Source organism: Bradyrhizobium sp. S3.12.5 (assembly GCF_040548225.1).
GTDB lineage: Bacteria > Pseudomonadota > Alphaproteobacteria > Rhizobiales > Xanthobacteraceae > Bradyrhizobium > Bradyrhizobium cytisi.
The window spans coordinates 167,866-181,603 of the sequence record NZ_JBEPRF010000008.1 but is presented as its reverse complement, the minus strand read 5'-3'; the positions used below and the strand labels follow the sequence as shown (position 1 = coordinate 181,603).

The 13,738-nt window shown below is 60.6% G+C and carries 12 protein-coding genes; 10 read left to right on the top strand and 2 right to left on the bottom strand.

Annotated features, from left to right (window positions below; translation table 11 throughout):
• Positions 1-105: 105 nt before the first annotated feature.
• Positions 106-1,053: a MurR/RpiR family transcriptional regulator gene (locus tag ABIC09_RS13885; RefSeq protein ID WP_148749164.1), complete on the bottom strand. Its 948-nt coding sequence runs from the start codon at positions 1,051-1,053 to the stop codon at positions 106-108.
• Positions 1,054-1,514: 461 nt separating this feature from the next.
• Here ABIC09_RS13885 and iolG point away from each other — a divergent pair, with 461 nt between their 5' ends.
• The 10 genes from iolG (at position 1,515) to ABIC09_RS13835 (ending at position 12,167) form a co-directional block, all read left to right on the top strand.
• The gene (gene iolG / locus ABIC09_RS13880) at positions 1,515-2,507 is read left to right on the top strand and encodes an inositol 2-dehydrogenase (RefSeq protein ID WP_354109601.1); all 993 of its coding nucleotides are present in this window, start codon (positions 1,515-1,517) and stop codon (positions 2,505-2,507) included.
• A gap of 21 nt (positions 2,508-2,528) precedes the next feature.
• Entirely contained in the window at positions 2,529-3,650 is a 1,122-nt protein-coding gene (locus tag ABIC09_RS13875; protein WP_354109600.1) for a Gfo/Idh/MocA family protein, read from the top strand.
• A gap of 103 nt (positions 3,651-3,753) precedes the next feature.
• Entirely contained in the window at positions 3,754-4,494 is a 741-nt protein-coding gene (locus tag ABIC09_RS13870) for an ATP-binding cassette domain-containing protein (RefSeq protein WP_354032190.1), read from the top strand.
• A 136-nt stretch (positions 4,495-4,630) separates the two neighbouring features.
• Positions 4,631-5,590, top strand: coding sequence for an ABC transporter permease (locus ABIC09_RS13865; protein ID WP_347340217.1), 960 nt, complete (start codon positions 4,631-4,633; stop codon positions 5,588-5,590).
• Between the two features lie 51 nt (positions 5,591-5,641).
• On the top strand, positions 5,642-6,646 hold the full coding sequence (locus tag ABIC09_RS13860; RefSeq protein ID WP_354109599.1) for a substrate-binding domain-containing protein: 1,005 nt from the start codon (positions 5,642-5,644) through the stop codon (positions 6,644-6,646).
• A gap of 430 nt (positions 6,647-7,076) precedes the next feature.
• Entirely contained in the window at positions 7,077-7,961 is an 885-nt protein-coding gene (locus ABIC09_RS13855) for an AraC family transcriptional regulator (protein ID WP_148749221.1), read from the top strand.
• Between the two features lie 214 nt (positions 7,962-8,175).
• Complete coding sequence (locus ABIC09_RS13850; protein ID WP_354085734.1) at positions 8,176-9,261, top strand: ABC transporter substrate-binding protein; 1,086 nt, start codon at positions 8,176-8,178, stop codon at positions 9,259-9,261.
• A gap of 77 nt (positions 9,262-9,338) precedes the next feature.
• Positions 9,339-10,160: an ATP-binding cassette domain-containing protein gene (locus tag ABIC09_RS13845; protein ID WP_354085733.1), complete on the top strand. Its 822-nt coding sequence runs from the start codon at positions 9,339-9,341 to the stop codon at positions 10,158-10,160.
• The gene (locus ABIC09_RS13840; RefSeq protein WP_354109598.1) at positions 10,157-11,413 is read left to right on the top strand and encodes a sugar ABC transporter permease; all 1,257 of its coding nucleotides are present in this window, start codon (positions 10,157-10,159) and stop codon (positions 11,411-11,413) included. Before ABIC09_RS13845 ends, ABIC09_RS13840 begins: the two co-directional genes overlap by 4 nt.
• 25 nt (positions 11,414-11,438) lie before the next feature.
• Positions 11,439-12,167, top strand: coding sequence for an SDR family oxidoreductase (locus tag ABIC09_RS13835; protein ID WP_148749156.1), 729 nt, complete (start codon positions 11,439-11,441; stop codon positions 12,165-12,167).
• A gap of 266 nt (positions 12,168-12,433) precedes the next feature.
• On the opposite strand, the gene ABIC09_RS13830 is transcribed toward ABIC09_RS13835, so the two are convergent.
• A complete protein-coding gene (locus ABIC09_RS13830; RefSeq protein ID WP_354109597.1) occupies positions 12,434-13,738 on the bottom strand; it encodes an LLM class flavin-dependent oxidoreductase in 1,305 nt (434 codons plus the stop codon).

The window sequence follows — 13,738 nt, the reverse complement described above, 5'->3', positions numbered from 1 at the left end:
GAAATTCTCGATCACCTTCGATGGTGCATATTCGGTTTCGGGAAGATTTATTGTCATTTCGTGCTTTTAGCAAGATAAATTGCTAAAACGCCGGAGCGCTCAATATCATCGCCTGGAAGAATGCCTTTGCTGCCGTGTTTGCGCGACAGTTCGATTGCGCGCCATCTCGGTCACCGTCGGAATTCGTGGCGTCGAGTCCCGGCCTGGCTGAAGCAGGGCGGCAGTTGCCATCGCAATACACTGGACCAAGCACATCGGTGCCGCGAGCGACCTGGAGAACAGATATTCGTCCTCTGGAATCGTGAAGAGTGTCCGGGCGTCTTTTGCGAGGGGCGACAATTGGCTGTCGGTAATGGCTATGATGTAAGTTCCGTTGGCTACGGCCACCTCGGATATGACGACGACTTCTTTTGCATAATGTCGAAATGCGATTGCGATCAGGACGTCGCGGTCGGTCATGGTCGTCGCCATTTCCTGCGCCAGGCCACCGGCAGGATCGAGAAGGACGACACGGCGGCGCAGCATCGTCAGAAGATACCTGAGCAACGATGCAATAGGTTCGGATCGGAGTTGTCCGGCAATGTAAATCGTTTCCGCCTGCACGAGCAGCTTGGCGGTGTCGGCGAGGGTTTTTTCCGATATGACTTCGAGAAGATCTTGAAGTGCCGCCATGTCGCGCACGACCAGATCCCGCAAATAGCCGAGACTGCCGTGGTCCTTATTTCGTGAAAGTTCACTTTCGAGAGCGCTGATGCGCTCCCGAAATCCGGGGGCGGCAGTGGCAAGTCTGGTTTGAAAAACAGATTGCAGCTGTTTGAAGCCGGAGTAGCCGAGGCTCTGCGCGAAGCGGACGAGGCTCGATGGATGAGTCCGGCATTTGGCGGCGACAGCATTGATCGACTCGAGTGCCACCACATTCGGATTCTGCGTCAGGAATCTCGCGATCTGCTGAAATCCGGTCGATAAGTTTGGGTATTCGCGAGTGATCAGATTGACGATCCCCTCATAATTTTTCGGGATTGTTGCTGCTGGTCCGCTGCGCTTGGTTGGCATTCTCATTCCTTGCCTGCGATTTCCATCACCCGCCTGAAAATCATTTCTTTGGCGTATCTCGGAATCCGCGTGGTTCATCAGTGTCAAAAAAGTTCATTTGCCGATCGTGAAATTATTGTTGCAAAAGTAGAATTAAGCAACGATAATTGTTTAGGGCGTATGGAATGCGCCGACAACAGAATTCGAAATGAGGAAACGTCGCTGAAGTCGCAAGAGCGGATTTGCTCGCTGTAAGAACAGTAGACCCGCATAGGCGGTTGCGATCACGGGAGGTAGGCCTGACAGATAGATTCATCGCGTCCCGACCTTGCGCCAACGTGTCGGCTCCTGAGCTTCAATAGCAGCGGAACGTTGTGCAGGACGAGGTTACCCGCGTCACACCAGTGTCCTTTGCGTCAGCGCATCAATGCGGGTTTGGCGAAGGAAGTCGCTCAACCCCAGGATAGGACGGAGTTTCCTACATGTTGCGAGTTGCGGTTCTTGGCGCTGGGCGAATTGGGAAAATCCATGCGGCCAACGTGGCGGGAAACCCCAAGGCAAAGCTTGTGACAGTTGCCGATCCATACGGCACTGCAGCTAAGGAGTTGGCGGATCGCCTCGGTTGCGAGGCCTCGCTTGATCCCGGCGCGGCGATCGAGCGAGGCGATGTCGATGCCGTCATCATCGGCACGCCGACGGATACTCATGTCAGCTTGATGCTGCATGCAGTGCGGAACGGAAAGGCCGTACTTTGCGAGAAGCCGATCGACCTCGACATCACCAAAGTGGACGCTGCTGTCCTTGAGGTCGAGCGGCTCAACGGCCGCGTCATGGTGGCATTCAACCGCCGCTTCGATCCAAGCGCCCGACAGCTCCGCAGATCGATCGATGACGGTGAAATCGGCGATGTGCGGCAGGTCATCATCAGCAGCCGGGACCCGGGAATGCCGCCGCGCGAGTACGTACGTCACTCCGGCGGAATCTTTCGCGATATGGTGATTCACGATTTCGACATGGCGCGCTGGCTGCTCGGCGAAGAGCCGATCGAGGTCATGGCGACGGCGAGCCGACTTGTCGATCCGGGATTGGCTGAGTTCGACGATTTCGACACGCTCATGGTTCAGATGCGCACGGCTTCGGGTCGGCAATGTCATATCAACTGCTGCCGCGAAGCGGTCTATGGCTATGATCAACGGATGGAAATCTTTGGATCGACTGGAATGCTGCTGAACGAGAATCTGCGGCCGACCACGGTCCGGCGTTGGAGTAAGGCCGGGACAGAAGCGCGCGACCCGCTCCTGAATTTCTTTCTGGAGCGATATGCCGAGGCCTACAAGGCGGAATTCGATCAATTTGCCGATGCGCTCGAAAGCGGTTCGCCACTGCCTACGACCCCGCATGACGGGCGCCAGGCGCTTCGTTTGGCCGACTGCGCTCTTGAGTCCGCCCTGACGGGCCGAGCCGTCAAAGTTTGATCAGAATGGGATCGGGACGACATGCGGGATATTGGCGTAGGCGTCATTGGCACCGGCTTCATGGGCAAGGCCCATAGCTTTGCCTATCGGGCCGTTGCCGGCATTTTTCCGGACAGTCTGCGTCCGGTTCTGCAGTCGGTTGCAGATATCAATGGAGAAGCCGCAGAGCAGGCCGCCAAACAATTCGGTTTTCGCCGCTGGCGAACCGATTGGCGGGCGCTCGTAGACGACCAGGATATCGAGGTCGTCTCGATCACGGCGCCAAATGCCGTTCACCGCGAAATGGCGCTCGCGGCCATAGCGGCGGGCAAGCACGTCCATTGCGAGAAGCCGATCGCGCCAAATGCCGATGCGGCAAAGGATATGATGGAGGCCGCTGAAGCAGCCGGCGTCGTGACGCAAGTTGGTTATAACTACATCAAAAATCCGATCCTGAAACTTGCCCGCTCCATGGTTGCGGCCGGAGAACTCGGAGAAATCACCGGCTTTCGCGGCATTCACGCCGAAGATTACATGGCGGATCCGGAAGCTCCCTACAACTGGCGCCTGGATGCCAGCGGTGGAGCGGGTGCGATCGCCGATATCGGCAGCCATATTATCGGAATGGCCCGTTTTCTTCTCGGCCCCATCAGCCACGTCGACGCTGATTTGGAAACCGTCGTCAAAAGCCGCCCCGTTCGCGCCGGTTCATCGGAACGCCGCGCCGTCGAAGTCGATGATATTGCGCGCCTCGCCGTGAGATTTGAGCGGCGATGCCGCGGAACGATTGAAGCAAACTGGGTGGCGACAGGACGAAAAATGCAGCTCGGGTTTGAATTGACCGGCGCAAAGGGGTCTCTTGTCTATACGCAAGAACGCCTCAATGAGCTACTGCATTACCGTACCGGCGGCGACCCACGCCACAGCGGTTATACGCGCATCGAGGCAGGGCCCCAGCATCATCCCTATGGGCTGTTCTGCGTCGCGCCGGGTCACCAACTTGGCTTCAACGATCTCAAGACGATCGAGGTTGCGGAATTCCTGGAAGCGATTGCTGGTGGAGAGAGGCGCGGGCCGGATTTTCGCGAAGCTTGGGAAATTCAGAAGATCATCGATACCGCGGTTCGATCATCCAAATCGCGGACGTGGCAAGCGATCGAGTAGACCGGCGACCATTGCCGCTGGAATGCCGGGCGCAACCCCGGCTATGATAAGGTAGTCGAACTTGAAGCAGCCGGAAGAGCTGCATGACAGGGGAGGTGCTGCAGTGGCTCTGCTTGAAGTTCGTAACGTATCGAAGAGTTTTGGCGCTATTCACGCGGTCAACGACATCAGCTGGTCGGTCGAGCCCGGCGAGGTCGTGGGGTTGATGGGCGACAATGGTGCCGGCAAGTCCACTCTGGTCAAGCTGATTGCCGGGAATTTTCCACCAACCGATGGCGAAGTTCTTGTCGACGGCGAGGTCTGCCATTTCCATAAGCCCATCCAGGCGCGCGCCAAGGGCATCGAGGTCGTCTACCAGGATCTCGCGCTTGCGGACAATCTCACGGCCGCGCAGAACGTGTTCCTGGGCCGCGAGCTAAACAAGGGGTTCTGGCCCTTTCGGGTACTCAACAAGCAGGCGATGATCGACCGCTCGGCGAAATTGTTCGACGAGCTGAAATCCGAAACGCGGCCGCGCGATCTGGTCAGGAAAATGTCGGGCGGCCAGCGCCAGGCGGTGGCCATCGCCCGCACCCGGCTTTCCAACGCGAAGCTTGTCCTGATGGACGAGCCGACCGCCGCCATCTCGGTGCGCCAGGTCGCCGAGGTGCTCGAGCTCATCCGCCGTCTGAAGCACCAGGGGGTGGCGGTTATTCTCATCAGCCATCGTATGCCGGACGTGTTCGCGGTGAGCGACCGCATCATTGTCATGCGGCGCGGTACCAAAGTGGCCGACAAGGCAACCACATCGACCTCGCCGGAGGAAATCACCGGCCTGATTACGGGAGCGATCCGTGCAGCATGATCTCGTCAAGGCGGCCGACCCAGGTCATGCCGCAATTTCAGATGTTGCGGAGAACAAGGAGCAGACTTTCGCTGCGCGTGTCTTCGCGAGCCAGCCATTCTGGGTGACGATCGCGCTTATCGCGCTGGTCGTGATCATGGCCATCAACGAACCGAGCTTCGGCACCGTCGAAAATGCCGCCAACGTCACGCGCAACTTCGCGCCGATCGGAATCATGGCAATGGGGATGACCGTGGTCATCATCACCGGCGGCATTGACCTCTCTGTAGGGTCCGTGATGGGCCTGGTGGCGATTGTCGCGGGCCTGTTCCTGACCTGGCACTATCCCTGGTATCTCGCCTTCGCGATGGGGATGATTGCCGGGATTGCTTGCGGCGCGGTCAACGGCTTTTTCGTGGCCTATGTCGGTATGCCTTCCTTCGTCGTGACACTTGGCATGCTGTCAATCGCACGGTCGCTTGCGGTGGTGTTTTCGGCCAACCAGATGCTCTATCAGTTCGGACCGGACGCGCCCATCGTTAGAGCCATCGGTCAGGCGAAATGGCCCTTGCGCGCGCCGGCCGGTTGGGCGCCGCAGTGGATGCCCGAATTGTCCTCGCATTTCTGGGTCATGGTCGGACTCGCCCTCATCGTCGGCTACGTGTTCAACTCCAAAGCCTGGGGCCGCCATCTCTTTGCAATAGGTGGCAACGAGCAGGCTGCCCGGCTCACCGGTGTTCCCGTCGATTGGATCAAATTTCAAGCCTATGTTTTTTCCGCATTCACCGCGTCGTTAGCCTCGCTTCTGCTGCTCGGTTACAACGGCTCGGCCATCAACGCCATGGGACAGGGCTACGAGCTGCGCGTCATCGCGGCGACCGTGATCGGCGGGGCGAACCTGATGGGTGGGGCGGGTACTGCCTTCGGGGCTTTCATCGGTTCGGCTTTTCTCGAGGTCATTCGCAATGCCTTGTTGATGGCGGGCATCGATTCCAATTGGCAGGGCGCATTTGTCGGCGCCTTCATCATTCTAGCGGTGCTTCTCGGCATGCAAACCGGAGGCAAGGCGATCGTTGCGGCAATTTTGGAGCGGTTGTTGCCGAAGAAGCATCGTTAGAAACCGAATTCACTGCGGGCAATCAGTGAAGGTCAATGAGGAGGAAACGAGATGAAAAGATTTCTTTTAAGCACGGCTTTCGCTTTCGGCGCGATGTCGATAGCGATGTCCGGCGCCCAGGCGAAGGATGTCTTCGCTTTGGTGCCAAAGAACATGAACAACCCGTTCTTCGATCAGGCCCGCGACGGCTGCAAGAAGGCCGAAGCAGAATCAAAAGGTGCCTTTGAATGCATGTATATCGGCCCTGGTGAGCACGGCGGCGGCGAGGAGCAAGTGCAAATCCTGCAGGATTTGATTGCCAAGAAGGTGAATGGCATTGCCGTATCGCCATCCAATGCCGCAGCCGTCGCCGTGGCCTTACAAGCTGCCAAGCAGGCCGGTATTCCCGTTCTTACCTGGGACTCCGATCTGCTGCCTGACAGCAAGAGCCTGCGCGTCGCTTATATCGGCACCCACAATTACGAGATCGGTGTGAACCTCGCCAAACTCGCGATGCAGATCAAGCCGAACGGCGGCACCGTCTGCATCCAGTCGGGCGGCGCCGCTGCCGCCAACCACAATGAACGGATGCAGGGAATTCGCGACACATTGTCGGGCAAGAAATCGGCCGCTTCTCCTGGCGACCGCTTGAGCGGCCAGAACGGGTGGACCGAGATTCAGGGTTGTCCGCTTTATACCAATGACGACTTCCCGGTATCTGTGCAGCAGTTCACCGACACTATGGCGAAGAACCCGAAACTCGATGCGTTCATCCCGACCGGTGGTTTCCCGCAGTTCATTCCCGACGCAAACCGCGCCGCGGTGGCACCGTACAAGGATAAGATCGCCTCGAAAGCACTTGCCCTTGTGGTGGCAGACACACTGCCGGTGCAGATCGATCAGATGAAGGAGGGCCTGTCGCTCGGCCAGGTCGGCCAGCGGCCGTTCGAAATGGGTTACAAGACGATGTTGGCGCTGGAAGCGATGAAATCGGGCAAGCCCGCGCCTGCGGATCCGACTTACACCGGTCTCGATGTCTGCACGCCCGCGACCGTCGCCACCTGTATCGGCAAGTAAGTCTGTCCAATGCGACGGATGGGGCGGGAGGCAACTCCGGCCCCATGGTTTTGTCGCGGCGAATTTCCGGATCGGCTGACGATGGCTGCTCCGGATCGGATTCCGCCGCCCGCATTAGCGGTTACGGAATGACCGTTTGTGGTGCAGGCAGGCCCACGCATTTCGCGCCGGGTTCCGCGACGGTACGCACAAAAATGTTGCCAGGTTCTACTTGAAACCAGTCGTGTTGGCCGGCCAAGACGTGAACTCGCTTTTTGCATCCGGGGGTGTCAGTCAAGTCAAAAAAGTATCACGATTGGCCGCCAAATGTGGTGGTACGCGTCTATTTCGTGACCTACCGTGGCGGTCAAGCAAGAGCCGGTATCAAGAAAATCGGCCAGCTGGGAACGAGGTCGTTGCGGATATCTTGCCCGCGACCGGGAGGAAGGACATGGAGCCGGATCTTGAACTGGTCCAGATAAGGCCGGGGGAGTCGTTCGCCGCCTGGTCGCACGGTTATCCTTTCCGCACCGTACGATGGCATTTTCACCCGGAATATGAGCTGCACATGGTGGCGGCGACCACCGGCCGCTATTTCGTCGGCGATTTCATCGGCGATTTCGCGCCCGGCAACCTCGTGCTGACCGGGCCCAATCTGCCGCACAATTGGGTCAGCGACATTCCGCCGGGGACCAGCATTCCGCTGCGTTGCCGCATTATCCAGTTCAGCGAGGAGTTCATCGACGGCGCCATCAAGGCCCTGCCGGAACTCGCGGCGCTGCAGCCGGTGCTGGAATCGTCGCGGCGAGGTGTGCTGTTCAGCAGCGAAACCAGCCAGCGGCTGTTGCCGCTGCTCGAAGAGACGATGCAAGCCAATGGCATGCGCCGCATCGAGCTGTTCATGCTGATCGCCGGCGTGTTGAGCCGGGCACGGGGATCGCGCGTGCTGGCCAGCGCTAGCTATCTGCCCGATCCGTCCGGCTATATGTCCGCGGGCATCAATAAGGCGCTCGCTTATCTCCGCAAGCATCTGACCAAGCCGTTCAGCGAGATGGATCTCGCCGAGATCGCAGGCCAGACCACAAGCGCCTTCTCGCGTGCGTTCCGCCAGCACACCGGCATGTCGCTGACGCAATATGTCAAACGGCTGCGCATCAATCTTGCCTGCCAAATTCTGATGAGCGACGAGCAGGCTTCGATCGCAAGCATCTGCTATGAAGTCGGCTACAACAACATGTCGAATTTCAACCGACAGTTCCTCGCCGAAAAGGGAATGACGCCATCACAGTTTCGGCGGTTGCTGTTCGACAACATCAACGCGCCCAAAGCTGCATGAGAAAGCACCACGGCATAATCGCGTAGCTGCAAGCGCGGGAGGGAACGCAACGTCGACAAATCACGGCCGACCGGCTTCCACCGGTTGCGCCAACGAAGACTGTTGTGTTCAGCGATAGACAAAAAGAAGCGGGATCGTCCGGGATCGCCGGCGCCAACCCTACGCATTCAAAAGGCAACCGGAAAGGTTGCTCTTACACTAGGGAGAAGACCATATGACACGATCATCATTGAACGCGGTTGGGGTGGCGGCGCTAGCCTTGGGCGTCCTGACTGGAGGCTCCGCTTTCGGTCAGAATGCCAAGGTGTCAGGAGCGACCGTCGCCTTTCTGATGCCGGACCAGGCATCGACCCGTTACGAAGAACACGATCACCCCGGTTTCGTGGCTGAAATGAGCAAGCTGTGCCCGACCTGCAAGGTGCTCTATCAGAATGCCGACGCCAATGCGTCGCGCCAGCAGCAGCAGTTCAATTCTGTTATTTCGCAAGGCGCCAAGGTGATTGTCATCGATCCCGTCGATTCCACCGCCGCAGCGTCGCTGGTGAAGCAGGCGCAGGGCCAGGGCGTGAAGGTCATTGCCTATGACCGGCCGATCCCCTCCACGCCAGCGGACTTCTACGTGTCCTTCGACAACAAGGCGATCGGCAAGGCGATCGCCAAATCGCTGGTCGACCATCTCAAGGCGACCAACGTGCCGGCCGACGATGTCGGCGTGCTGGAGATCAACGGCTCACCGACCGATGCCGCGGCCGGGCTGATCAGGGACGGCATCCACGACGGTCTGGCCGGCAGCGGGTACAAGACGCTCGCAGAGTACGACACGCCGGATTGGGCGCCGCCGAAGGCACAGCAGTGGGCGAGCGGCCAGATCACCCGTTTCGGAAAGAAGATCGTGGGCGTTGTTGCTGCCAACGACGGTACCGGCGGCGCCGCGATTGCGGCGCTCAAGGCCGCCGGCGTCAATCCGGTGCCGCCGGTCACGGGCAACGACGCCACGATCGCCGGCCTTCAACTCATTATCGCCGGCGACCAATACAACACCATCAACAAGCCAAGCGAGATCGTCGCCGCCGCAGCGGCCAATGTGGCCGTCCAATTGCTGGCGGGGGAGAAGCCAAAATCTGAGACGACGCTGTTCAACACGCCATCGCAGCTGTTCACGCCGACGCTGGTTACGGCCGACAACCTCAAGGCAGAGATCGTAGACAAGCGGATCAACGGCAAGCCGATCCAGACTTCCGAAGTGCTCTGCGCGGGCCGCTATACCGAAGGCTGCAAGAAACTCGGCATTACGAAGTAGAATTTCGGCAAGGTATCATTTGGCCCGGCGATGCGGTTCGGTTCGCCGCATAGCCGGGACGATCACGGAACGCCCGCATGACCGACCCGGTATCCCAATCCAATTCGCGGAACGGCTTAGTGCTCAGCCTGCGCGGCATTTCGAAGAGCTTCGGCGCCGTCTCCGCCTTGACCAATATCGATCTGGATGTGCACGCCGGCGAGGTCGTCGCGCTAGTCGGCGACAATGGCGCCGGCAAGTCGACCCTGGTGAAGATCCTCGCCGGCGTTCATCTGCCGGATTCGGGCACGATCACCTTCTGCGGTGAAATCGTAGTCCTCGACGATCCGGCCGCGTCGCTGCGGCTCGGAATCGCGACCGTATTCCAGGACTTGGCGCTGTGCGAGAATCTCGACGTCGTCGCTAACATTTTCCTCGGACGGGAGCTTGATCCATGGCGTCTCGACGAGGTGGCGATGGAGATTCGGGCCTGGACTCTGCTCAACGAACTGTCGGCGCGCATCCCTAGTGTTCGCGAGCCGGTGGCATCGCTTTCCGGCGGCCAGCGCCAGACGGTTGCGATCGCCCGTTCGCTGCTGCTCGAGCCGAAGCTGATCCTGCTCGACGAACCAACGGCTGCGCTTGGCGTGGCGCAGACCGCCGAGGTGCTGGATTTGATCGAGCGCGTCCGCGATCGTGGTCTCGCCGTGGTGATGATCAGCCACAATATGGAAGACGTCCGCGCGGTCGCGGACCGGATCGTGGTGCTGCGGCTCGGACGCAACAACGGCATCTTCCATCCCGACGCTTCCAACCAGGAGCTCGTGAGCGCCATCACGGGGGCCTCGAACAATGCCGTGTCCCGCCGCGCGGAGCGGCGACAGGGCTCACGTGAACATTCAGGGGAGCCGCGGCCGTGAACGGCGACAAGGAACGTCGCGCAACGTCGGCGCCGCTCGATCGCGCGGACGAGCGGATTCGCCATGATGCGGGTCTTGCCGGCGCCACGCGCGCCTTCCTGGACCGGGTCCGCTCCGGCGATCTCGGTGCGCTTCCGGTCGTGATCGGGCTCGTGATCATCTGCACGGCGTTCCAGAGCCTCAATCCCGTGTTCCTGTCGAGCAACAATCTCGTCAACCTGCTGTTCGACTGTTCGACGGTGGGGGTGATCGCGCTTGGGATTGTCTGCGTCCTGATGGTCGGTGAAATCGATCTGTCGGTCGGCTCGGTCAGCGGTTTCGCTTCGGCCGTGGTCGGCGTGCTCTGGGTCAACATGGAATGGCCCGCATGGCTCGCGATTTTCGCGGGCCTCGTCGTCGGCGGAGCCATTGGCGCACTCTACGCGGTGTTGTTTAACCGCTTCGGGATGCCAAGCTTCGTCTCGACACTGGCCGGCCTGCTCGCGGTTCTGGGCTTGCAGCTTTATCTTCTGGGCTCGACGGGCTCGATCAATCTGCCGTATGGCTCGTCGCTTGTGAATTTTGGCCAGACGCTGGTGATGTCGCCTGCGGTCGCCTACACGCTGGCTGCGGTGACCGGCGCGGTGATCTTCGCAACAGCCTTTCGAACGGCTGCCCGCCGCAAGCGGGCTGGTCTGTCGGCGAGATCGCTGGGCAGCCTGTTGCTTCGCGGCATCGTGATCACGATCGTGCTCGAGCTCGTCGTTTATTATCTCAACCAGGATCGCGGCGTGCCCTGGATGTTCGGTTTGTTCGTAGCCCTGGTCGTCGCGATGAATTATGCGTTGACCCGAACGAAGTGGGGACGCTCGATGAATGCCGTCGGCGGCAACCGGGAGGCGGCGCGCCGCGCCGGAATCAACGTGCGTCGGACCCACATGACGGCCTTCGTGCTATGCGCGACCTTCGCGGCCGCTGGCGGCATCCTTTCGGCGGCGCGCCTCGCGTCCGCGAGCCAGCAGGCCGGCACCGGCGATGTCAATCTCAACGCCATCGCTGCCGCCGTGATCGGTGGAACCAGCCTGTTCGGCGGTCGCGGCAGCGCTTATTCCGCGTTGCTTGGCATCATCGTAATTCAATCGATTGCAAGTGGTCTGACGCTGCTCGATCTATCATCTTCGCTCCGGTACATGATCACTGGTGCCGTGCTGGCCGTTGCCGTCATCGTCGATTCGCTGGCCCGCCGCTCGCGCATGTCCCATGGCCGGGCCTGAAATCACCCCAAGCAACAGGAATGCCATGACTCTCACGCTGTCCGGAAAAGTGGCCGCCATCACGGGAGCGGCCTCGGGGATCGGTCTGGAATGCTCCAGGATTTTGCTGCGCGAGGGCGCGCGCGTCGTGCTGGTCGACCGTGACGAGGATGCCTTGAAGTCGGCTTGCGCAATCCTCGGTCAGGAGGCGATCCCGTTGACGATCGACCTCACCATGCCTGAAAGCGTCAGCCGTATGATGCCGCGGATACTGGACCTCGCGGGCCAACTCGACATCTTCCATGCGAATGCAGGAACCTACGTCGGCGGCGATATCCTCGACGGCGATCCCGATATCTGGGACCGCGTACTGAACCTCAACGTCAACGCTGCCTTCCGCTCGGTACACGCCGTCCTGCCACACATGGTTGCGCGCGGGACGGGCGACATTATCGTGACGAGCTCGATTGCGGGTCTGGTGCCGGTGGTCTGGGAGCCGATCTACACCGCTTCCAAGCATGCCGTTCAGGCGTTCGTGCATACGGTCAGGCGGCAGGTCGCCAAGCATGGGCTGCGCGTCGGCGCCGTGGCTCCAGGTCCCGTGGTCACGGCCCTGATCAAGGACTGGCCCAAGGACAAGCTCGATGACGAATTGGCCGCCGGAGGCTTGATGCAGCCGGCGGAAGTGGCCGAGGCCGTGCTGTTCATGCTGACGCGGCCGAGGAACGTCACCATCCGCGATCTCGTCATCCTGCCCCAGAGCAACGACTTGTAAGACGCGTCATCGTCAAACACGGTAAGGAAATCACGGAGCATGCCGGAAAAGCATTTCCTCGGCATCGATGTCGGCACGGGGAGTGCGCGGGCCGCAGTGTTCGATGAGGAATGGCGAAGAGATGCTTTCGCTTTTGGGGACTCTTGCGAGCGAAGAGGCCCCCGGAAGAGGGCATGACCATGCTGTGCGTCGCTCACGAGATGGGTTTCGCCCGCGAGGTCGGCAGGCGCTTGAGCGCACCTTGCGGATCGCCAGTGCGGGCTAGACTAGGCCTGGAAGAACGGATTGGCCGGCCGCGATAGGCCGAGGTGATCGCGCAGCGTGGTTCCCTCATAGTCCGTGCGGAACAGCCCGCGCTCCTGCAAGATCGGCACGACGAGCTGGACGAAATCCTCGAAACCTTCGTGGAAATAGGGCGGCATGACGTTAAAGCCGTCGGCGGCATGCTCTTCGAACCAGAGCTGGAGCGTGTCGGCGATGCGCTCGGCCGAGCCGCACAGCACCCAATGGCCGCGGGCGGCAGCTGTGAGGTTGTAAAGGTCGCGCAGCGTCATGTTCTCACGGCGGCCCTTGGCCAGCATGACGCTGGCGAAGCTGTGGTAGCTGTCGGACGGCGTGATGTCGGGGATCGGCCCGTCGAGGTCGTAAGCAGACATGTCGCGCCCGAAGCGGTCGGACAGGATGGCAAGCGCGTTGCTGCCGCTGACAAAGGTCTGGAGCACGTTGAGCTTCTCGAACGCCTCCTTGTCGGTGCGGCCGACGACGGGCATCACGCCGGGCAGCACCGTGACATCCTCGGCCTTGCGGCCGAACGCCGGCAGCCGCGTCTTCAGCGAAGTGTAGCCGGCTTTGGCTTCGTCGATGTCCTGCACCACGGAGAATACGATGTCGGCGGTGCGCGCGGCGAGCGTTTGCCCGGCCTCAGAGCCGCCGGCTTGCAGCACGACGGGGCGGCCTTGCGGGCTGCGGCCGATGTTGAGCGGGCCCTTCACCTTGAAGAACGCGCCGTCATGGTCGATCGCGCGCAGCTTCGCCGGATCGATGTAGACGCCGCTGGCGCGGTCGGCGACGATGGCATCATCCGCCCAGCCGTCCCACAGGCCTTTGACCACGTCGAGGAATTCGCCTGCCATCTCGTAGCGGCGGGCGTGGTCGGGGTGAGCGGTACCGAAATTTGCAGCCGTGGCCGGGTTGGCCGTCGTCACCGCATTCCAAGCCGCGCGTCCCTTGGAAATATGGTCGAGCGAGGCAAAGACGCGCGCGACCGAGAACGGATCGCTGTAGGTGGTGGAGACGGTGGCGCCGAGACCGATATGGCTGGTCGAGGTTGAAAGCGCGGCCAGCATGGTCAGCGGTTCGAGCCGCAGCGTGTAGGAGGGATGGGCAACGGCATCGGCATAGAGATTGTCGCCCATGAAGATCAGGTCGAACTTGCCGCGCTCGGCGGTGCGGCCGATCTCCTGGATCGCCGCAAAATCCTGAAAGCTGTCGACCGCGCCGGGATAGCGCCATCCCGCGACATGGCTGCCGGTGCCCAGGATGAACAGGCCGAGATGCATTTGTCGTTTCAT